19 protein-coding genes are annotated in these 20,067 nt (G+C 68.1%); 12 read left to right on the forward strand and 7 right to left on the reverse strand.

The window, feature by feature from the left end; genetic code table 11:
• The first annotated feature begins 1 nt into the window (after position 1).
• The 7 genes from ACFVUS_RS00880 to ACFVUS_RS00910 are packed head-to-tail and all read left to right on the forward strand — an operon-like array spanning position 2 to position 8,738.
• Complete coding sequence (locus ACFVUS_RS00880; RefSeq protein WP_387765343.1) at positions 2-292, forward strand: acyl carrier protein; 291 nt, start codon at positions 2-4, stop codon at positions 290-292.
• Complete coding sequence (locus tag ACFVUS_RS00885) at positions 285-1,379, forward strand: SDR family oxidoreductase (protein ID WP_387761048.1); 1,095 nt, start codon at positions 285-287, stop codon at positions 1,377-1,379. Before ACFVUS_RS00880 ends, ACFVUS_RS00885 begins: the two co-directional genes overlap by 8 nt.
• A complete protein-coding gene (locus ACFVUS_RS00890; protein WP_387761049.1) occupies positions 1,367-2,056 on the forward strand; it encodes an ABC transporter ATP-binding protein in 690 nt (229 codons plus the stop codon). The genes ACFVUS_RS00885 and ACFVUS_RS00890 overlap by 13 nt, the downstream gene beginning before the upstream one ends.
• On the forward strand, positions 2,056-4,536 hold the full coding sequence (locus ACFVUS_RS00895; RefSeq protein ID WP_387761050.1) for an FtsX-like permease family protein: 2,481 nt from the start codon (positions 2,056-2,058) through the stop codon (positions 4,534-4,536). Before ACFVUS_RS00890 ends, ACFVUS_RS00895 begins: the two co-directional genes overlap by 1 nt.
• Positions 4,536-7,229 carry a phosphoenolpyruvate synthase gene (locus ACFVUS_RS00900; protein ID WP_387761051.1) on the forward strand — a complete coding sequence of 898 codons (2,694 nt, stop codon included), beginning with the start codon at positions 4,536-4,538 and terminating at the stop codon, positions 7,227-7,229. The genes ACFVUS_RS00895 and ACFVUS_RS00900 overlap by 1 nt, the downstream gene beginning before the upstream one ends.
• Position 7,230: 1 nt before the next feature.
• Positions 7,231-7,866 carry a hypothetical protein gene (locus ACFVUS_RS00905; RefSeq protein WP_387761052.1) on the forward strand — a complete coding sequence of 212 codons (636 nt, stop codon included), beginning with the start codon at positions 7,231-7,233 and terminating at the stop codon, positions 7,864-7,866.
• Positions 7,863-8,738, forward strand: coding sequence for a hypothetical protein (locus ACFVUS_RS00910; RefSeq protein ID WP_387761053.1), 876 nt, complete (start codon positions 7,863-7,865; stop codon positions 8,736-8,738). Before ACFVUS_RS00905 ends, ACFVUS_RS00910 begins: the two co-directional genes overlap by 4 nt.
• Here ACFVUS_RS00910 and ACFVUS_RS00915 read toward each other — a convergent pair.
• The gene (locus tag ACFVUS_RS00915; RefSeq protein WP_387761054.1) at positions 8,673-10,262 is read right to left on the reverse strand and encodes an FUSC family protein; all 1,590 of its coding nucleotides are present in this window, start codon (positions 10,260-10,262) and stop codon (positions 8,673-8,675) included. The two genes, ACFVUS_RS00910 and ACFVUS_RS00915, sit on opposite strands and share 66 nt — an antisense overlap.
• A gap of 21 nt (positions 10,263-10,283) precedes the next feature.
• A complete protein-coding gene (locus tag ACFVUS_RS00920; RefSeq protein ID WP_387761055.1) occupies positions 10,284-11,372 on the reverse strand; it encodes an HtaA domain-containing protein in 1,089 nt (362 codons plus the stop codon).
• Positions 11,373-11,611: 239 nt separating this feature from the next.
• Here ACFVUS_RS00920 and ACFVUS_RS00925 point away from each other — a divergent pair, with 239 nt between their 5' ends.
• Complete coding sequence (locus ACFVUS_RS00925) at positions 11,612-12,583, forward strand: Acg family FMN-binding oxidoreductase (RefSeq protein WP_387761056.1); 972 nt, start codon at positions 11,612-11,614, stop codon at positions 12,581-12,583.
• A gap of 79 nt (positions 12,584-12,662) precedes the next feature.
• Complete coding sequence (locus ACFVUS_RS00930; protein ID WP_387761057.1) at positions 12,663-12,836, forward strand: hypothetical protein; 174 nt, start codon at positions 12,663-12,665, stop codon at positions 12,834-12,836.
• 33 nt (positions 12,837-12,869) lie between these two features.
• Here the strand turns inward: ACFVUS_RS00930 and ACFVUS_RS00935 are convergent, their stop codons facing one another.
• The gene (locus ACFVUS_RS00935; protein WP_387761058.1) at positions 12,870-14,090 is read right to left on the reverse strand and encodes a serine hydrolase domain-containing protein; all 1,221 of its coding nucleotides are present in this window, start codon (positions 14,088-14,090) and stop codon (positions 12,870-12,872) included.
• A gap of 81 nt (positions 14,091-14,171) precedes the next feature.
• On the opposite strand from ACFVUS_RS00935, the gene ACFVUS_RS00940 reads away from it, so the two are divergent.
• Together ACFVUS_RS00940 and ACFVUS_RS00945 are read left to right on the forward strand one after the other, a co-directional pair.
• Positions 14,172-14,951, forward strand: a complete 780-nt coding sequence (locus tag ACFVUS_RS00940) for an MBL fold metallo-hydrolase (protein ID WP_387761059.1) — start codon at positions 14,172-14,174, stop codon at positions 14,949-14,951.
• A gap of 104 nt (positions 14,952-15,055) precedes the next feature.
• Positions 15,056-15,301: a hypothetical protein gene (locus ACFVUS_RS00945; protein ID WP_387761060.1), complete on the forward strand. Its 246-nt coding sequence runs from the start codon at positions 15,056-15,058 to the stop codon at positions 15,299-15,301.
• 23 nt (positions 15,302-15,324) lie between these two features.
• Here ACFVUS_RS00945 and ACFVUS_RS00950 read toward each other — a convergent pair whose 3' ends face one another.
• The 3 genes from ACFVUS_RS00950 to ACFVUS_RS00960 form a co-directional block, all read right to left on the reverse strand.
• Positions 15,325-17,067 (reverse strand): GAF domain-containing protein, encoded by a 1,743-nt coding sequence (locus ACFVUS_RS00950; protein ID WP_387761061.1) that lies wholly within the window; start codon positions 17,065-17,067, stop codon positions 15,325-15,327.
• An 84-nt stretch (positions 17,068-17,151) separates the two neighbouring features.
• On the reverse strand, positions 17,152-17,613 hold the full coding sequence (locus ACFVUS_RS00955; RefSeq protein WP_387761062.1) for an SRPBCC family protein: 462 nt from the start codon (positions 17,611-17,613) through the stop codon (positions 17,152-17,154).
• 64 nt (positions 17,614-17,677) lie between these two features.
• Positions 17,678-18,019 (reverse strand): cytoplasmic protein, encoded by a 342-nt coding sequence (locus ACFVUS_RS00960; protein WP_387761063.1) that lies wholly within the window; start codon positions 18,017-18,019, stop codon positions 17,678-17,680.
• A gap of 45 nt (positions 18,020-18,064) precedes the next feature.
• Between ACFVUS_RS00960 and ACFVUS_RS00965 the strand changes: the two genes are divergently transcribed.
• Positions 18,065-18,658 carry a TetR/AcrR family transcriptional regulator gene (locus tag ACFVUS_RS00965; protein ID WP_387761064.1) on the forward strand — a complete coding sequence of 198 codons (594 nt, stop codon included), beginning with the start codon at positions 18,065-18,067 and terminating at the stop codon, positions 18,656-18,658.
• Positions 18,659-18,669: 11 nt separating this feature from the next.
• Here ACFVUS_RS00965 and ACFVUS_RS00970 read toward each other — a convergent pair whose 3' ends face one another.
• Positions 18,670-19,968: a family 1 glycosylhydrolase gene (locus ACFVUS_RS00970; protein WP_387761065.1), complete on the reverse strand. Its 1,299-nt coding sequence runs from the start codon at positions 19,966-19,968 to the stop codon at positions 18,670-18,672.
• Positions 19,969-20,067: the final 99 nt, after the last annotated feature.

A 20,067-nucleotide genomic window follows, 5' to 3' on the forward strand; every position in this document is an offset into this window, starting at 1 on the left:
CGTGATTCCGATCGACGCGGCGGTCATCGCCGCCCGCACCCGCACCCTGATCGCGCATATGGCTCCCGAGCCGCCGAACACGGTGCTCGATGAACAGCGGCTGATAGAGGATCTCGGCTTCGATTCGATTCGCCTGATGGAACTCACGGTCGCCCTGGAACGCGGTTTCGGTCTGCCGCGGTACGCACCCGAACAGCTGACCGATGTGCGGCGGGTGGGCGATGTGATCACCTTGGTTGCCACCACGCTTGGCACCGCGGCGACCACTGCCGAGGAGGCGACGCGTGGGTGAGCCGAACGCGGTCCTGGTCACCGGTGCGAGCGGCCTGGTGGGCGCGGAAGTGGTGACGCGGCTGCGAGCGCGCGGCATCCCGGTCGTGGTGCTCACCCACCGCACGCCGCAGATCGTGGACAGTCGCGGCACCCGGGTGGCGGCGGCGGAATTCACCGGCGGCGCGGACGAAGTCGCGTTCGTCACCGGTGATATCCGGCAGCCCGGATTCGGGCTGGACCCGGAGACGCTCACCCTGTTGCGCGAGCGCGTCGGCACCCTGGTGCACAGCGCCGCCACCACCGATTTCGATGCCCCGGAACGGGATTACGCCGAACTCAATGTCGGCGGTACCGAGCATGCGGCCGAACTCGCCCGCTCCTGGGACATTCCGCTGGTGTACGTCAGCACCGCGTACGTGTGCGGCCGCCGCGACGGGTTCATCGAGGAGGACTTCGCCCCCGGTTCCGACTCGTTCGGCAATGGCTACGAACGCAGCAAATACCTTGCCGAACAGCATGTCCGGAACCTGCCCGGGCTGCGCTGGACCGTGGTGCGCCCCGGCATCGTCACCGGTCTGACCGAGTCCGGCGCGATTCGCGATTACAAGAACCTCTACACCGTGGTCAAACTGATCGTGGAGGGAAAGCTGCGCACCCTGCCCGGGCGCTACGACGCGACCCTGACCTTCGCGCCCGTGGACTACGTCGCGGATGTGATCGTCGCCGCCACAACGCAATTCGATCGAGCGCAGGGCAAGACCTGTCACGCGGTGGGCGCGAACGCCACCTCGCTGCGCGCGATGTCGGAGATCTTCGCCGAGTACCCCTCCTTCGAGGTGGCCCGTTTCGTACCCGCGACCACCTTCGATCCGGCGGAACTCGATGCCGTCGAGCGCGAGTACTACCTGCGGATCGGCGCGCAATACACCAACTATTTCAACAGCCGTCGCGACTTCGGCACCGCCGCCGCGACCGAACTGCTTGGCACGCCCCCACCGGACACCGGACCCGACTATCTGCGGGTGCTGCTGGACCACTGCCTCGAAACGGGCTATCTGGGAACGCCATTGGCGAGTATCGAGGAGGTGCTCCAGTGCTGGAGCTGAAAGATGTGTCCAAGTCCTACACCATCGGCGAACAGCAGGTGCGGGCGCTGTCCACGCTGAACCTGAGTTTCGAGGCCGGGACGTTCAGCGCCATCGTCGGCCCGTCGGGGGCCGGGAAGAGCACCCTGCTGCACATTCTCGGGGCGCTGGACACCCCGGACTCCGGCACGGTGGAATTCGAGGGCCGCGCCCTCGGTGCGCTCGGTGATGACGGGCTCGCCGAATTCCGCCGCCGCACCGTGGGTTTCATCTTCCAGTTCTTCAATCTGCTGCCCACCATGAGCGCCTGGGAGAACGTCGCGCTGCCGCTGCTGCTGGACGGCGGCACCCTGCGCAAGGCCAAACCGCGCGCCCTGGAATTGCTCGCCCTGGTGGATCTGGCCAACCGTGCCGACCATCGGCCCGCCGAACTGTCCGGCGGTCAGATGCAGCGCGTCGCGGTGGCCCGCGCGCTCATGCTGGACGCGCCGCTGATCCTGGCCGATGAGCCCAGCGGCAATCTCGACTCCAAGACCGGTGCGCAGCTGATGGAGCTGCTGGCCTCGATCGCGCACGACACCGAGCGCCGGCGCGCGGTCATCACCGTCACCCACGATATGGTCGCGGCCGCCGCCACCGACCGGGTCATCACCCTGCGCGACGGCGGCGTCAGCAGTGACGAGAAGAGTGCCGCCTGATGCTCTCCGCCTGGGATCGACTGCGGTTCCTCAGTATTCGCGATCTGCTGGTGCACCGGGGCCGGGCGCTGGCATCCATCGCGGTGGTGGCGGTCTCGACCGCACTGCTGGTGACCGTGCTGTGCATCATCGGCTCCATCGACCAGTCCATCGACCGGGTGGCGGCCGGGCTCGGCGGCAATGCCGTGCTCGAGGTGTCCGGGGCCTCGGACAGCGGTTTCCCGGCCGCGGTCCGCGATGAGGTGGCCCGCACGCCCGGTGTGACGGCGGCGGTTCCGGTGGTCCGCACCGCGGTGAGCACACCGCGCGGCACCGTACTGCTGCTGGGCACCGATGCCGGCGCCGCCGCGCTGGACAGTCCGATCAAGAACGAATTGGCCGGGCACGCGGCGGCATTGACGACCGTCAAGGACGGTGTGCTGGTGGGACCGGACACCGGATTCGCCGTGGGTGAGCGCATCGCGTTGCGCGGTGCCGAGGTCACGGTGGCCGGGGTGCTGGACAGTCCGGAGGCGACCCGGTTCAACGGCGGGCGCTATCTGCTCGCGCCGCTACCGCTGGCGCAACGGGCGGCCGGGAAGTCCGGGGTGCTGGATTCGGTGCTCATCATCGGCGACGGCGGTGCCGACGCATTACGGCCGGGGGTGAGCACGGCGGTCGCCGGGCGCGCCGTGGTCACCGAATCCTCCGCTGCGGCAAGCAAATCCAGTAATGGCGTGATGCTCATCCGCTTCACCGCGGTCGCGGCGGCGGGAATGGCGTTCCTGGTCGCCGGATTCCTCATCTACACCGCCATGGGTATGGCCATCGCCCAGCGGCGTCCGGTGATCTCCATGCTGCGCTCGCTGGGCGGGCGGCGGCTCACCCTGGTCGGTGATCTGCTGCTGGAAACCGCGGTACTGGCGGCGCTCGGCGCACTGCTCGGTGCGGGACTCGGTGTACTGCTGGGCCGTTACGCCATCGAGCGACTACCGGACCTGTTCCTGCAAGCGGTGAGCGCGCGCATCGAATTCATCGTGCCGGTGTGGGCTATTCCGGTGGCGGTGGTCGTCGCGGTGCTGGTCTGCGTCGGTGCGGCCGGGCTGGCGGCCCGCCAGGTGTACCGGGTGTCGCCGGTGGAAGCGCTTGCCCCCGTTGGCGTCTCGGTCGCCGATGTGGTGCGGCCCCGGCTGCGGATCGCGGCCGGGGTGGCGGCCGTCGTGCTCGGTATCGGCGCGTTCGTGGCGACCCGGCAGCCCGGTATCGCCGCGAACGCCGGAATCACCACCATGTTCACCGCCGAGGTGCTGCTGGGCTTCGCGCTCGGCGTGCCGATCGTGCGGGCCGCCGCCTGGGTGGCGAGCCGGTTCGGCAGTCCCGGTGAGCTTGCGGCCGAGGCCATTCGGCGCTCACCGAAGCGCGCCTGGGCGACCCTGATGACCGTGAGCGTCGCGGTCGCGGCCACCTTCGCGATCAGCGCGGGCAATACCAATGCCGTTGACTCGACCAAGGATTCGTTCGCCGCCCTGCGCGGCGCGGATGTCTGGGTGTCCACCACCCCGGCGGGTACCTTCCCCACCGGACCACTGCTGGCGACCGACCTGCCCGAGCGACTGCGGGCGCTGCCCGATATCGCGCAGGTCGTCGAAGGGCAGGCGGGATACGTCGCGCTCGGCGGCAAGCGGGCCATGGCATTCGGTCTCGCGCCCGGTGCGGCGAGCCCGTTGCTGGCGGCGGTGGATTCCACCGTGCGGCAGGCCGTGCTCGACGGTCGCGGCGTGATTATGTCGAGCGATCTCTCCGACGCGCTGAAACTGAGTGTGGGGGAGTCGGTTTCGATGCCAACGGCCACCGGGGAGCGCAGCGTCACCGTGCTCGCGACGGTGCCGTTCTTCTCCGGGCTCAATGGCGCGATCGGAATGGCGCTGCCGCAGATGCGGGACTGGTTCGCCCGCGCGGGGGCCTCCACGCTCGAACTGCACGCCGCGCCCGGTATCGATCCGGACCGGTTGTTGACCGAGGTACAGGGCGTGCTGCCCGGCGGCACCCAGGCGTACACGGGTGCGGCGGCCGTACAGGGTTTCGGAGATTCGCTGAACCAGGCCACCCGGCTCAATCACCTGATCTGGATCATCGTGGTCATCATCTCCGCTGTGGCGCTGATCAATACGCTGCTGCTCTCGGTGCTGGAACGGCGGCGCGAGCTCGGGGTGCTGCGGGCCATCGGATCGAGTCGGCGGCTCGCCCTGGCGATCGTGCTCGCCGAGGCGGCGGCGATCGGCATCACCGGCGGGGTGCTCGGGCTGATCTTCGGATCGGTCGAACAGGTCATCGCGGATCTGGCCTCCGCGCGCGCCTGGAATGTGGACGTCGAATTCGTGCCCGTACCGGCGGCATTCACGCTCGCCGTCGGCGCGCTGGCGATCTGCCTGATCGGCAGTCTGATACCCGCGTGGCGGGTGGCACGGATGAACATTATCGAAGCGATCGGAGCCGACTGATGACCGTGCTGTCAGAGAACGCAGCAGCGCTATTGCACGCCGGTGACAGCGTCACCGAGGCGGACGGAAAGCTGGTGGGCGGCAAGGCGATCGGGCTGGCCCGGCTGCTGGGCACCGGTGCGCGCGTCCCCGAATGGTCGGTGGTGACCGTCGAGGCGTTCGATGCGCACCTGCGCTCGGGACCGCTGCCGGAGCTGTACCGCGCGGTCTCGGCCGCGACCACCGATCCCGAGCGAGCCGAGGCCGCCACCGCGCTGCGGCGGGCGATCGCCGAGACACCGGTGGACGCCGAATTGACCGAGGCCGTAGCGGAATTCATGCGGGATAGAGGACCGATCGCGGTGCGCAGCTCGGCGGTCGGCGAGGACGGTGCGGACCGCTCGTACGCGGGAATCTTCGAAAGCTATCTGTTCCGCACCGACGCCGAACAGGTGCTGGACGCCATTCGCCTGTGCTGGGCCTCGGCGTTCAGTGCGCGGGCGCTGCACTATCGCGGAGCCGTCGAGACCGCCGCCCCGGAGGTCGCGGTGATCCTGCAGGACATGGCCGACGGTACGGTCTCCGGCGTCATGTTCACCGGCAACCCGGTGACCGGCCGCATGGACGAGGCGTTGATCAGCGCCTGCTGGGGGCTCGGCGAGGGCATTGTGAGCGGGGCCTGCGCGACCGATGAATTCGTGCTGTCCCACGGTGGATCCGAGCTCGCGACCCGGATCGCGGACAAGGATCTGGAATTCGTCCGCGACGCCACCGGTGGTGTGCGCGAACAGCCGATCGACGGCGATCGCCGCACCCGCCGCTGCCTCACCCCCGAACAGACCGCGCGGCTGGTGCTCGAGGGTGTGCGCATCGCGACCGCGCTCGGCGGACCGCAGGACATCGAATGGACCCTGCGCGACGGCGAAACCGTTGTGCTGCAAACCCGTCCGATCACCGCGGCCGCCACCGCCGCCGATCCGGCCGCGCTCGGCACCTGGCGGGCGGTGTGGGACAACAGCAATATCCAGGAGAGCTTCAACGGGGTGACCTCCCCGCTCACCTTCTCCTGGGCGGCGCGGGTGTACGAGGTGATCTTCACCGAGACGCTGCGGATGATCGGTGTGCGCGCCCCCGTCATCGCCGCACACGATCAGGTGCTGCGCAATATGGTCGGACTGGTCTCGGGCCGGGTGTACTACAACATCGAGAACTGGTACCGGGTACTGAGTTTGGCCCCGTACTTCCAGCGGAACAAGGAAGACGTCGAGCGCATGATCGGCGTCGAGAACCCGGTCGATTTCATCGAGGGCATTCATCCCAGCGTGCGCGATCGACTGGTGCGCCTGCCCCAATTGCTGCCCGTTGTAGCGGTTTTGGGCTGGCGGATGGCCAATCGCGCCGCACTGGTTGATCGCTTCCAGCGTGAGGTCGGCGCGGAGGTGGATCGCATTCGGCGCGCCCAGGCCACCGCCACCGATCTGCGTGAACTGCTGGAGTTGGCCGATCAGGGATTGCGGCTGTTCGGGCGCTGGTCGGTGCAGATGATCAACGATCTGTACCTGAGCAATCAGGCCGGGCGGGCGCGGCGGCTGCTGGCCCAGGACGGTACGCCCGCCTCGGAGGAAGTGGTGGCGCGGCTGCTCGCCTCGGAGGAGGCGGTCGAATCACTCCAGCCCACGGTGATTCTCATGCGATTGGCCGGGCGGATTCGCGCGGACGCGGCACTGCGGGAGGCGGTGTTCACCGGCGATCCGCGCACCGGGTACGACGCGGTGCGGGCCGCCTCGCCCGCCGTGCGGCAGGTGCTCGACGACTACATCGAGCTGTACGGCGATCGGTGCATGGGCGAGCAGAAGCTGGAAACCGTATCGCTGCGCCAGGATCCGTCCTTCATCGCGACGGTGCTGCGAAACTATGTGAACGACAGCGGTATCGACGCCGATGAACTCGAGCGCAGCCATCGCGTGCGCCAGGAACAGTTCGAGCGTGAGGTGCTGGACACCCTCGCCGCCGCGCGCCGCACCCGGCTGGTCGCGGTGCTGCGTAGGGCCCGCCGCGCCGTGCGGGACCGCGAGCGAGTGCGGCTCACCCGGACCCGGATCATCGGCGTCGGCCGTTCGGTCTACCTCCGCATCGGTGAATTGCTCGCCGCCGCAGGGCAATTGGACGCGCCCGGACACGTTTTCTACCTGACCATGGAGGAGATTCAGGCGTTCGCCGAGGGCCGGTCCATGACCTCGGATCTGGGTGCGCTCGCCCGCACCCGGATCGCCGAATTCGCCCGCTACGAACTGGTCGAACCGCCGAACCAGTTCGAGACCACCGGCCCGCCGTCATTGGCCGTCGACACCGCCGTTCCCGATGCGGCGGTCGCCGATTCGGACACCCTGCGCGGCACCGGTTGCTGGCCGGGCATTGTCGAGGGGCAGGTGCAGATCGTCATGAGTCCCGAGGACGATCTCGATGTCACCGGCAAGATCCTGACCACCCGCCGCACCGATCCGGGGTGGGGGCCGTTGTTCCCCAGCGTCAAGGGACTGCTGATCGAACGCGGCAGCACCCTGTCGCATTCGGCCGTGCTGGCGCGCGAACTCGGCATTCCGGCGGTGGTCGGGGTACCGGGGCTGATGTCGATCGTGCGCGACGGCGAACGCGTTCGTCTCGACGGGGGTTCCGGCGTGGTCGAACGCCTGGACCGGGCGGGGGAGAGCTGAAATGTCGCCGATCAGCACGCCATTCGTGGTTTGCATCGCGGGCGGGGACGCCTCGGGTAAGAGCACGCAGGTCGCCGCGGTCGCGAAAACCCTTCGCGACCAAGGGATCAGCACCGCCGAAGCCGGAATCTGGGATGCCCTGGATGATCCCGTCATCGCGGCGCGGCTGCCCTTTCGCGACCGCGACGAGGTCTTCGGCTATCTGCGGGTGCTGCGCCCTTCGTCGCGGGCGCTGTTCCTCTTTCATGCCGTGCAGGTCGCCGTGGAACTCGCCGCGGCGGCGGCACCGGAGGTGATTCTACTGAACGCGTACTGGTACAAGTACTTCGCCACCGAGGTCGCGCATGGCGGTGACCCCGCCGCCCTGCGCGCCCATGCCTCCGGGTTCGCCGCACCCGATCTGACCTGCTACTTGAAGGTGTCCCCGGGTACCGCGCTGGCCCGCAAGATCGAACGCAGCGATTACGAGAGCGGATACGGCGACGCCGAGAAGTTCCTGGAGTTCCAGCAGCAGAGTCAGACCGTGCTGGACGGCCTGTCGCGCGAACTCGGCTGGCATGAACTCGACGGCACCGCCGAACCGGGCATCCTGACCCGCACCATAGCCGCCGCCATCCCGATCGGTGTCGCGCCATGACCGCACCCCACCGCATCGCGGTCGTCGGCATCGACGGCAGCGGCAAATCCGAGTTCATCGCCCGGCTGCGCCAGCTCGCTCCTGCCGATGAACGCTGGATCGCCCTGAGCTGCCCGGACTTTCACCACACACCCAATGGTCCGCTGCACGAGCTTTCCCGCCAGCTCAAGGCGGTGAGCGATGCCGCCGATACGGTGGGCTATCCGGCCGTGAAAGCCGCCGCCCTCTACCTCCGCATGACCCTCTACGGCCCGGTCGAAGACTTCTTCCGCACCACCTTCGACCCCAATGTGCTGGTCTGCGAACGTCACCCGCTCATCGAAACCCTGGTCTACGCCCCGCTCTACGCCCGCATCGCCCGGTCCGAACGGGACGACCCGGACCGACTGGCCGAACTCCTGGCCCTCGCCGACCAACGGCAGCCGGGCGCGGCCGCCGCCGTAAGAGCCTGGCAGCGAACCGAATCCGCCCGCGTACACCTCGGCGCGAACCTGCGGACCACCCTCGGCGAAATCGTCACCGTGCTGTCCCACACCACATCCGACGCCCTGAACCGCTTCGCCACCGCCTACCGCACCACCCTGCCCGACACCGTGCTCTGGCTGGACACCCCACCCGATCAGGCCGCCCGCCGCTGCGCCGCGCGCGGCGCGATCGAAACCCACGAAAGCCTCACCCACCTGACCGCGCTGCGCGGAAACTACCTGCGCACCATCGACGACCTTCGAAACCTGTTCCCGCAAATGGCCTTTCATCGCATCGAGAACGCCGATGGGGACAGTCTCGATGAAATCGCACGGCGGGCATTACATCTTTGCGCCCGGTGGGACGGCGCGGCAGGCGGCGAGCAGGTCGTAGCCGGAGTGCAGTAGGTCGGCGTGTGGGGTCCAGACCTGGTGGGTCCATTGCGGATCGTTGTGGGTGGAGTCGATTCCGGCGCGCATCGCGCCGATCAGGTCGAATTGCAGGTCGCGGCGGAGTTCCAGGATCGGGGGCGCGTCGGCCGGGAGGTCGCGTAATCGGGTGCGCAGGACGGTGGTGCCGGTGCGGACGCGGTGTTCGGTCCAGGTGAAGGTGCGGCGGTGGGCGCGGGGGAGGACCAAGCGCAGGGTGAGCAGGGCGATGATTACGCCGATTGCCGTCTCCACCAGGCGGTCTCGCATGACCGCGCCGACGGCCTGGCCGGTCGCGCCCGCGCCGCCCGCGAGCAGGGCGACCGGGGTGAAGAAGATCGCGGCTACCGAATAGTTGCGGGTGATGAACAATTCCACGCCGAATTGCAGGGCGGCGAGTATCAGCACGAGGGCGAAACCGGTGGGGGACAGCTGGATCAGGGCCGCGAAGACCAGGAGACCGGCGGCGGTGCCGACCAGGCGGTGGATGGCGCGGACGCGGCCGTGCACCCGGTCGGGTCCGGCCTGCAGGATGATCAGGGCGGTCAGGATCGCCCAGTGCGGATGGTCCGAGCCGGTCAGCCCGCCGAGTACGCCGGCGACGACGACGGCGCAGGCGACCCGCACCGAGGTGATGGCCGCATGCGAATCCCAGTCGAGTGAGCGCCGCAGTCGATACCCGATGGTGGGGCGCGCCAAGGGGATTCCCTGAGCGTCGGCCTCCGGATCGGTGGTACCCAAGCGCCGATGCGCCGAAAGCAGTTGCAGCGTGGCACCTTCGGTGTCGTCCGACAATCCGGCGTCGTAGACCGTTCCCCACGCGTTCCACAGCGCCTCCGCCGCGCGATGCCGCTGGGCGGCGGTCGCCACGCCGTCATCGCGTGCGGCCGCGTAATCGTCCACCGCGCGGACCGCCAGCGCCACCGCGATCCGTTCCGGCTGATGCGGTGCGATCAGCCGTCCGGCCATCGACACCAGCAGTGCGCCCGCGACGCCCAGGGCGGTCGAGATCAGGATGCCGTTCGCAGCCACCCCGGAACGCGTCGCCGCCAGCGCGCCCGAACAGGCCACCAGGAAGAACATCACCCCGGGCGGTCCCAGCCGCGCGGCATCGATCACGTACACCCCGATGACCGCCAGTACCGGCAGCACCGCCACATCCACCAGCCACGCCGCGGTACCGGTTCCAGGCGTGGTCGCGCCGACCGCGATGCCGAGTCCGACACATGCGAGCAGGGCCGCGCCCGCGATCGAAATCACCTGCCACCGAACGCGATACGCCCGGCCCTCGCCGTACATCACCGCGAACGCGCCGAAGCAGACGAACAGCGCCCAGTCCGCGCGACCCCATGCCACCAGCAGGCATGCGGGCAGGCCGAACGCCAGGGCCGTGCGCAGCCCGGCGTCCCAGCGCCAGCCACCCGGAGCAAACCGCAGCAGCAGCCTGCTATCTGGGACTACATCCGGCGGGCGTTCTCCTGGCAACTCACGATCGGGGGTCACCGTCCCATACAAGCACGGGCGTCAGTAGCGGAAGCTGATGGGCGCGGCGGCACGGCCCGCGTAGAGCTGCAAGGACGCCGGGGTCAGCACCGGTTCGAAAGTGGCTGATACGTTCGACCATTCGGTGCGGCCGGGAGTGGCCGGGGCATCGAGCCGGGCCACCCGGATGCGGCGCAGCGAATCGGTGCCGATGGTGTCCGAGGTGGAGGTTTCCGCGCTGAGCCAGGTCCCGTCGCCGGTGAATTCGATCCACGGATTCGCGAGCGCGATCTCACCGAGGTGGAATCGGGTCGAGGCCGTGATCGCGCCCTTGTAGCGCAGGGTGCCGAGGCCGGTGCGCGGATCGATATCCGCCTCGTCGAGGGCGAAGGTCAGTGTCTTATCGCGAACGCCCGCACCATCCGCGCCGCTGACCGATCCCTGAAGTGTGCCGGTCACGGTATCGGCGAATCCCGAAGCGAGAGACCAACTCAGATCGGCGCTCGGGGCCACCGGCGTATTCGGGCCGGGCGTCGGATCGAAGCGCACCGGGGCGGACAGCTCCTCACCGGCGTTCACCGCCTCGGCCGCGGCATAGGTGTACACGCCGTAGACCGCATCGGCGGGCAGCTTGCTCGGCGGCGATACCACCAGCACCGCGGTGAAGTCGCCATTCGCGGATAGCGGCACCCACTGGTTGCGAATGGTCCGCTGCAGATCGAAGGGCGCGCGCGGGACCTGATTCAGCGCGGGCTCGCTCAGCACCCACTGCACGGCCGAGCGAGTCGCCGCGCGCGACGCGGTCGGCGCGCCGGTCGAGGGCCGCCACTGCGGGGCGAACGCGCCGAAGGTGACGAAGGTCCCATGCGGGACGCCCGGCGGCACCGGTACCGGCAATCCGCCGGTATTCGCGGCGGGATCGAAGCCCGACCCCTTGACCGTGATGTGGTCGCCGGGATGCAGCACGGTATCGCCGAGCGGGGTCACACCGTCCGCGGCGAAAAGCGCGATCGACGGCGCGGACGGTGCCGCCGCGGCCGGGAGCGCGGGCATGAACGCGGCACCGGCCAGGACCGCCAGCGCGACCGCGGGCACTCGGTTCGGGACGGAACGCAGCGTTACTCTGGTCATGTAGGGCATCCTAACCAAACTCTAAAATACCCAGTTCACGGAGGTATTTTGCGAGTTGAATCACCCCATTCGGGTGATGCGTCCGGGCACCGGGCGACGTCGGTAGGGCAGCATGGAGGGCGCGATCACCGCTGCGCCTCCCCGTCGGAGCGGCCCGCCGGTGCCGTCGGCTCCGGCGAAATCGGAAAGTGAAGGCGCATGATCGACCAGAGCGAACGGGCGTCCGAAGGTGCGGGCGCATGATCGACCAGAGCACGGTGGCGCAGGTATTCGAGACGGCTGTCGGCATGGCCGCCCGCGCACCGTCGATTCACAACACCCAGCCGTGGCGCTGGCGTCTGGACGACGACGTCATCAATCTCTTCGCCGATCCGGAACGACACCTGCCCGCGGCCGATCCGGATTCGCGCGGACTGGTGATGAGTTGTGGTGCGGCACTGCATCATTTGCGGGTGGCGCTCGCGGTACTGGGCTGGCGCTCGCGCGTGGACTATCTGCCCGATCCGGCTGATCCGAACCATCTGGCCGCCGTCACCGCCACCCCGCACGCGCCCGAGCAGGGCGATATCGAACTCGCCGCCGCGATCGTGCACCGTCAGTCCGATCGCCGCCGGTTCGGTCCGCGCCTGGTCACCCAATCGCATATGCGCCGCATGTCCGCGGTCGCGCCGCGTTTCGGTGCGGCAGCCAGGCAGGTGCCCGCGTCACTGCGCGGGGCGCTCGCCGAAGCCAGTCATCGCGCCGCCGACCGGCATGCGCTGGATCCGAGCTATCAGCTGGAGATGTCGCGCTGGAGCGGCAGGCACGGCTCACCGGACGGGGTTCCCGCCGCCAGCGCGCCGGCCGCGCGCACCGCGGACGAGATCATGCTGCGGGCGTTCGCGAATCCGGAACTCGGCGATGTCGACACCGAGGCCGACAGTTCGGAATGGCTGGTGATCTGCACCCCGTCCGATGATCGTCGGGCGCATCTGCGCGCGGGTGAGGCCGCCAGCGCGCTGCTGCTCACCGCCTCCAGCCTCACCCTGTCGAGCTGTCTGCAATCCGAACCGCTGGCCATGCCGGATCTGGCCGCCGCCATCCGCACCGAGGTGCTCCAGGACGCCGCGTATCCGCAGGCCATGGTGCGGGTGGGCTGGGCGGCCGCGGGCGCGGGACCGCTCCCGCTCACCCCGCGCCGGCCCGCCGATGAGGTGATCGACGCGAGTTAGCGAAACTCGCAGCCCGGCTTGGCTTTTGCCGCCGCCGCACCGGGTAGCATGGGGACGACACGATCCGGAGGGGGACATCATGTCATCGAACGAAGATCAGGAGCAGGTCGAGGATCCGCGCGCGCGATTCCGTCATCTGCCCGCCGAACCCGCGCGGTACGTCGAGGAAACCAATGTCGACGGAAGTTCGTCGAGCTATACGGTGCCCGCCGTGGACCCGGTGCAGGATTTCACTCGCATGTACGGTGCCTAGTTCGGCCCGCGCTCGGGTCCGATTCGGCTGCGTCTAACCGGCTTCCGCGTAGCGATCCGCCGCCGGGGTGGCCTCGGCCGCCGCCATCGCCGCGCGCTGCGCCGAAGCCGCCAGGAACGGCAGCCGGGTATCGGCCACCGAGGTGGGAATGCTGCCGAGGTGGTTGGTGACGAAGCCGACCGAGAGCCCGAGCGTGGGAATGGCGAGCCCGCCCGAGCCGCCGAGACCGAAGTGGCCGAAGGCGCGCCGGGTCAGCCTGGTGCCGACGATCGCGCGATGATAACCGCGCGCGAATTGCGGTGCGGCGCCGAGCACATAGTCGTAGCGGCTGTTGGCGGGCATTCGGGCGATGGCCGCGGCGGTCTCCGGAGTGAGCAGCCGCCGGTGCGCGAGCTGTCCGCCATTGGCGAGCGCACCGTACATCTTGCCGAGCGCGCGGGCGGTGAAGGTGCCGTTCCAGCCCGGCATCATGGCGTCGTAAGGCAGTGTCCCCGTGGTCATATCGGCCCAGCCGTCGTAGACCGCGCCGCGCGCCGAACGTACCTGGCGCACCGCGGCGAAGGGCGCGATCAGGGTGTCCATGGGTATGCGGGCGATACCGAGTCGCGGCCCCAGCGTGGCGACCCGATCGCGCTGCCGTTCGGGCACGCCGAACCAGAAGTCGTTGTCGCCCAGCGGTTCCGCCACCTCGGTGCGCAGCACCTCGCGGAAATCCCGGCCGGTGGCGCGCTGCGCGATCTCCGCGACCAGGGTGCCGAAGGTAATGGCGTGATAGCCGGAGGCCCGCAGCCGCATGGGATCCGGTGCCGAGGCGGCAATGGCGGCGGCGACCCGATCATGATCGAGCAGCGCAGCCGCGTCCGGCAGCAGTCCCCGAATCCGTTGTAGCCCCGCCCGATGGCTGAGCACATCGGCGATCGTGATGTCGCCCTTGCCATTCGCCGCGAACTCCGGCCAATAACTCGCGACCGGTGCGTCCAATCGCATTGTGCCGCTTTCGATCAGCCGATTGGCCACCGTCGCCGCGACCCCCTTACCGGTCGAATACGACAGCGCCATGGTGTCCCCCCGCCACCGCCGATCCGGCCCCGCCCACCCCGACCACACATCCAACACCGGCTCCCCGTGCAGATAAACGGACAGCGCCCCACCGCCCTGCCCCCGCCGCCGGAACATCCGAAAGAACTTGGCCGCAACCGCAGTGAACCGATCATCGATCACCATGGACGCATTAACAGGCAGCACACCCGGCATAGTCAGACTCCTTTGTCTGTCCCGCTCACAGCAAAGCCAGTGCTAACAACTGCAAGCATCTTGCTAACTGACTGTATACCTATGATCGAGCATGTGAGCCTGGTCGTGGAACACCTGCCCGATTGTGACATCACTCGAATCTCGCGCTGGATCTTCAATTGCTATGTCCTACATGGGCAGAGCGGACAGATCGTCGTCGACGCGGGCCTGCCGCGCATTGCCGACGATGTCGCCGGTGTACTCGATCGGGCACCGGGACCCCTGCTGGCCATCGTCGCGACACACGGCCACACCGATCACATCGCCGGGGCGATCGAGCTCGCGCGCCGGTACCGCGCGCCGATCTTCGTGCCGGAGCGCACCTTCGACTATCTGAACGGGGAACGACCCCGGACGCCCTCCACCCGCCAGTTGCTGCGGACCACACCGCTGTATCTCGGCCAGCGCTTCGACGCCGCGGCGCTGACCGCACCGCTGTTCGGCGCTCGTATCGCCGGATACGGCACATCGCTGGGCATGCGGTGGAGCGGTCCCGCGCCCACGGGTCCGCTCACCCCCGGGCAGCGCTTGCCGGGCGCACCCGACTGGACGATCCTGGCCACCCCCGGGCACACCGACGACAGCATCGCCTTCTGGCATCCGCCCACCGGCACGCTGCTCTCCGGCGATGCCGTGCTGACCCGGCGCGGCGGGGTATGGCATGCCCCGGATGTCATCGATTCCCTTGCCGCACAACGAACCACGGCGCAATTGCGCGGTTTGCCGGTGCGGTGGCTGCTTCCCGGTCACGGCTTGCCGATGCGCGGCGAACCGGTCTGGAGTGCGGCGGCGGGGCGCGCATCAGTGCGTCGCACCGAATAATGCCCGCCGGGGGTGATGTGGCCGGGATGTAGCTGGGCCGAAGTCCCTTCGGTGTGGGACTTTGGCCACTCCCGTGCGCCGGTGCGGGTCGGCAGGCTGGGGGTATGACCGATGTATACGTGGCGGGGCCGTTGTGGGCGATGCGTGAGCGGGAGTTGGTCGATGCGATGGTCGATCGGCTGTTCGTGGAGTTCGGTGACCGGTTCTCGCGTCGCTGGGTGACTTGGATCGTGCGCGGATGCGTTCGGGATCTGGCCGGGATTCCGCGGGGAGCTCTGGCCGAGCTGGGCGAGCGCTCGGCCCGGCAGCGCCTGCTGGAGATCGCTGTCGACCAGCGTTCGGCGGGGTGAATCACTCTTCGCCGCCGCGTGATTCAGGGTAGCGGCGCTGACCAGAACAGCCGGGTGCCACCGGAGCCGCCGGAGCCGAGTTCGAAATTGCCGCCGCGGCGGTGGGCGCGAACTTCCAGATTCGCCAGACCGCTGCGGCGTCCCGAATTGTGCGCCAACCCCGCGCCGTCATCGATGATCTCGATGGCGGCGTCATCGGCGACGGTGAGCATGATCGCCACCGATGCCGCGCCCGCGTGCCGCACCACATTGCTGAGCGCCTCACGCAGTACCGATTCCACGTCATCGGCCAGCGCGGTGGGCAGCACCGACAGCGGACCGGATACGTGCACGGTGGTGCGCAGTGTGGTCTCGGCGGTCATCTCGGTGACCACGTCGTAGAGCCGCTGATGCAGCGGCGCCTGGCCGGTCCCGGCGCCGTGCAGGTCGAAGATCGATTCGCGAATGTCCTGCACGATCGATTGCAGATCATCGAGACTGCGCGACAGGCGATCTCGGATCTCCGTCGACCGAATGCGTTGCGCGGTGCCCTGTATCGCCAACCCGGTGGCGAACAGGCGCTGGATCACCCGGTCGTGCAGGTTGCGGGCGATGCGGTCGCGATCGGACAGCACATCGAGTTCGCGCATCCGGGATTGCGTATCGGCCAGTCGCAATGCCAATGCGGCCTGACCCGCGAAGACGGTCATCATCGCGGTCGCCGACGGATCGAATTCCGGTGCGCCGGTGGCGCGTAACACCACCAGCACACCGAGCATCGATCGCCGAGCCTGTAGCGGCAGCAGCAGTACCGGGCCGTAGTCGGCGTCGATCTCCGGGAACGGGTTGAACTCCAGTCCCTCGGTGATCAGGGTTTGCGCGGTGCGGAAGACCGTGCCGGTATGTGAGCCCTCGATCGGCACCCGCCGGGTGATGAGCCGCGCGGAGTCCGCGCCCGCGCCCGCCGCCACCACCAGTTCGGTGACCTCCTCATCGGGCAGTTCGACATCCTCGGGCAGCGCCAGGAAGGTGCACACCGAATCGGTGAGCCGCAGCGCGCGATCGGCGATGAGCTCGAGCACCTCGGCGGGATCACCGCCGCCGAGCAGTTCGGTGGCGACATCGCGAATCGACTCCAGCCACAACTGCCTGGTCTGGGACTGCTCGTACAGCCGCGAATTGGCCACGGCGATACCGGCAGCCGCCGCCAGCGCCCGCACCACGACCTCATCGTCCTCGGTGAATTCGAGTCCGTTGGCCTTCTCGGTCAGATACAGGCTCCCGAACACCTCATCGCGCACCTTCACCGGCACGCCCAGGAAACTGCGCATCGGCGGATGGTGCTGCGGAAATCCGATGGATGCGGGATGGGTCGAAAGATCGGCCATCCGAATCGGTTTCGGCTCCTCGATGAGCAGGCCGAGCACCCCGCATCCGGTGGGCAGATCCCCGATCAGCACCCGGGTGCGATCGTCGATGCCCTCATAGACGAACTCGCACAGATTGTTTCCGCTACTGCCCGTCTCGCGCACGCCCAGCGCACCGTAGCGCGCGTCGACGAGTTCGATCGCGGTGTGCACGATGGTGCGCAGCGTATCGTCCAGATTGAGCCCGGCCGTGATGACCAGCATGGCGTCGATCAGCCGGTCCATCCGACTGTGTACGTCGGCGACCTGTGCGATTCGGTCCTGCACCTCGGCGAGCAGTTCACGTAACCGCCACTGCGACAGCGCTTCGATCATCGGTGTCGATTCGCTGTGCCGCGGCGGGTGACCGCCAGTTGACATGCGGCAAATCTTCCTCCCGGCCACCGGCACTGTCAGCCGATCCGCGTACATTCCGCACGGTTCGTAGCGGCCGGGATCCCCCGGTCAGCGGTCGGTTTCCACGTAAGCCTTGATGCGCTCCAGGGTCTCGCGCATCCCCTCGACATTGGTCTTCCCGCGCGTCCACCCCGCCAGCAGCCAATACAGCCGAATCGGCGGCGAATTGTGCAGCTGGAACGATTCGGTGACCGATGTCCCCGAATCCGTCGGCTCGAGCAGGTACCGCCAGGTATTGATTTCCATCCCGCCCGGCCCCAGCACGGTGAACGCGAATTCGCGCCCCGGCTCACACGCGACGACCTTGCACACCGTGGAGTACTTGAGCCCCCACCCATTTCGATTGACGTGCCCCCGAAACTTCGCCCCGACAGCCGGTCCGGTGGCCCGCCCGATCCACTCCGCCCCGAACGTCTCCGGACTGAACCGCCCCACATTGGTTACATCGCTGATCAGATCCCAGATCGGTTCCGCAGCGGCCGCCATATGGACTGTGACTGAGTCATGCATGAGCCAGAGCCTACGTGTGTCGCGCGGATACACGAATCAGCGCCGACCCGAAGCGCATTGGGTCCTACGGCGTGCTCGGTCCCAGGACGGGGGCGGCGGGCTGGGGTGCCGGTTCCTTGAGTTCGATGAACAGGGCGTGGCTGTCGGTGTCGCCGATGTTCTCGCCCTCGTGTTCCTGTGCGCCGACCCAGCGCACCTGACCCGCGGTCAATTCCACTTCGACCTGGCGGCCGCCCGAGGTGATGCGGCGGCGGAAGGAGGCCAGGGGATACATCACGCTGTCGGGGTGGTCGTGCGGGCGAGTTCGGTCGCCGGGTTTATCGCGGTACTCCAGGACGCGGACGCGGTCGTTTTCGAAGATGACCCGGTACAGATCCGGGCTGACGAGGACGGGATCGATGCTCATGAGCGGCCTCCGGAACGTATATGGGACTAAAGTACCATGATGGGCATGTCAGTGCCATATGAGGAGACCGGTCGCCGGGGGCAGAAAACGCGGACGCGGACGGCGCTGATCACGGCGACTCGCGCGCTGCTGGCACAGGGGCGCATTCCGACCGTCGAGGATGCCGCGCAGGCCGCGGATATCTCCCGGACCACCGCCTATCGGTATTTCCCGAATCAGCGGACCCTGCTCGCCGCGGTGCGGCCGGAGATCGAGCAGAGGTCACTGCTGCCCGATCCGGCCCCCGGTGAGGTGCGCGCCCGGCTCGAGCTGGTGATGCGGGAATGCGGGCGGATCAACCTGGAATGGGAGCCGGAATTACGTGCCTCGCTGCGTCTTTCGCTCGATCCCGGTGCAACGCAAGTCTCGCCGCTGCGGCGCGGGCGTGCGATCGGCTGGATCGAGGACGCGCTGACGCCGCTGCGTGATGCACGGCCGGAGGTCGATATTCATCGTCTAGCCATCGCGATTCGCTCGGCCACCGGCATCGAATCGTTCATCTGGCTCGTCGATGTCGCGGGCCTGACCAGGCCGGAGGCGATCGAGACCCTGTGTGCGACAGCGCAAGCGCTACTCGCGGCGGCGGATCCCGATCGCTGACACGCTGCCGGTCAGCGCACCGTGACGGGTGCGAAGCAGCTGGAGGGCAGATCTTGCAGTGAGCACAGCGCGGGGGCGCGGGTGGGGAGATAGCCGTACGGGACGCCGCCGGAGGTGGCGATATCGCGGTAGGCGTTCACCGCGTCGGTGGGCCGTCGGGTCAGGCCCGGATCGGTGGTGACATCGACGGTGTAGAGGCCGAAACGGGGTGCGTAGCTGCCCCATTCGTAGTTGTCGGTGATGCTCCAGTAGTTGTAGCCGATGACGTTCATACCGTCGGCCTTGGCACGCTGGACCCAGTAGACCGTATCGCGCAGATTGTCGGTGCGGGTCATGCCGTCGGTGGTGGGGGACCCGTTGTCCGAGGGCATACCGTTCTCGACGACGTAGAGCGGGCGGCCCGGGAACTTCTGGGCATAGCGGCGCAGCGTGTAGTAGATGCCCTCGGGTTCGAGGATGAGGCCGGAGGGCTGATTGAACAGGCTCGCGACCACATTCGGCGGTTTGGACAGCGATCCGCCGTAGTAGTAATCGACCCCGACGTAGTCGAGTTTGTCGGCGATCCGGTCGATGAAGGACGCGTCGGCCTGGGCCGCGCCGAGATCATTGGCGGCGAGATTACTGGTGACCATCGCTCCGGGCTGGCGCGCGTGGATGTGGTCGTAGATCGCGCGGTGCGCGGCGACCATACGATCGATCATGGGCGTGACATCGAGTGCGCCGATATCGCCGATGCGCTGTTCCTGGCCCACATAGGCGAGGGGTTCGTTGAAGGTGACCCACAGCGGATCGGACCCCGCGTAGCGATCCACCACCGCGCGGGCATTGGTCAGCCAGTCCTCGACCATGCCGGGATTGCGCCAGCCGCCGCGATCGACCGCCCAGCCCGGAAATACCCAGTGGTCCAGGGTGATCATCGGCCGCATTCCGGCCGAGCGAATGCGCGCGATCATGGCGTCGTAGAAGGAAAAATCCCATTCGCCCGGATTTGGTTGTACCCGAGCCCATTCCACGCTGACCCGGTACACGCCGACGCCGAGATCGGCCGCATGCTGAATATCCTCACCGTAACGATGCAGGAAATCGACCGAATTGCCATAGCCCTGCGCGCGCCCGGAGTTGGCGTACCGACTCCAATTACTGTCCGGCGCAGACCCTTCGCTCTGGAATCCCGAACTCGATACGCCCCACATGAAATTGCCGCCCACCTGTGGTAGCCCCGAATCCGCCGCGGCGGTGCCGGGTGCGGTTATCGCGCACGTGGCGGCCAGAACGATGCATGCCAGAGAAAACAGCGCACGATGTCCCATTGCAGCGAGAGTACCTGCCGGAGAGCATGTTTCGGGGCGGACCGATCAGATTGACGGTTCGCCTACTGGGAACATACCGACCGGATGTCACTATTTGGC

It is taken from the genome of Nocardia sp. NPDC058058 (assembly GCF_042885355.1).
In the GTDB taxonomy this organism is placed as follows: domain Bacteria; phylum Actinomycetota; class Actinomycetes; order Mycobacteriales; family Mycobacteriaceae; genus Nocardia.

Bases quoted from the DNA above. Each gene is read 5' to 3' on its own strand.
- ACFVUS_RS00900 (WP_387761051.1), top strand. From the start codon at position 4,536: ATGACCGTGCTGTCAGAGAACGCAGCAGCGCTATTGCACGCCGGTGAC.
- ACFVUS_RS00920 (WP_387761055.1), bottom strand. From the start codon at position 11,372: ATGACCAGAGTAACGCTGCGTTCCGTCCCGAACCGAGTGCCCGCGGTC.
- ACFVUS_RS00940 (WP_387761059.1), top strand. From the start codon at position 14,172: ATGATCGAGCATGTGAGCCTGGTCGTGGAACACCTGCCCGATTGTGAC.
- ACFVUS_RS00905 (WP_387761052.1), top strand. From the start codon at position 7,231: ATGTCGCCGATCAGCACGCCATTCGTGGTTTGCATCGCGGGCGGGGAC.
- ACFVUS_RS00895 (WP_387761050.1), top strand. From the start codon at position 2,056: ATGCTCTCCGCCTGGGATCGACTGCGGTTCCTCAGTATTCGCGATCTG.
- ACFVUS_RS00925 (WP_387761056.1), top strand. From the start codon at position 11,612: ATGATCGACCAGAGCACGGTGGCGCAGGTATTCGAGACGGCTGTCGGC.
- ACFVUS_RS00935 (WP_387761058.1), bottom strand. From the start codon at position 14,090: ATGCCGGGTGTGCTGCCTGTTAATGCGTCCATGGTGATCGATGATCGG.
- ACFVUS_RS00970 (WP_387761065.1), bottom strand. From the start codon at position 19,968: ATGGGACATCGTGCGCTGTTTTCTCTGGCATGCATCGTTCTGGCCGCC.
- ACFVUS_RS00930 (WP_387761057.1), top strand. From the start codon at position 12,663: ATGTCATCGAACGAAGATCAGGAGCAGGTCGAGGATCCGCGCGCGCGA.
- ACFVUS_RS00945 (WP_387761060.1), top strand. From the start codon at position 15,056: ATGACCGATGTATACGTGGCGGGGCCGTTGTGGGCGATGCGTGAGCGG.
- ACFVUS_RS00950 (WP_387761061.1), bottom strand. From the start codon at position 17,067: ATGTCAACTGGCGGTCACCCGCCGCGGCACAGCGAATCGACACCGATG.
- ACFVUS_RS00955 (WP_387761062.1), bottom strand. From the start codon at position 17,613: ATGCATGACTCAGTCACAGTCCATATGGCGGCCGCTGCGGAACCGATC.
- ACFVUS_RS00965 (WP_387761064.1), top strand. From the start codon at position 18,065: ATGTCAGTGCCATATGAGGAGACCGGTCGCCGGGGGCAGAAAACGCGG.
- ACFVUS_RS00910 (WP_387761053.1), top strand. From the start codon at position 7,863: ATGACCGCACCCCACCGCATCGCGGTCGTCGGCATCGACGGCAGCGGC.
- ACFVUS_RS00960 (WP_387761063.1), bottom strand. From the start codon at position 18,019: ATGAGCATCGATCCCGTCCTCGTCAGCCCGGATCTGTACCGGGTCATC.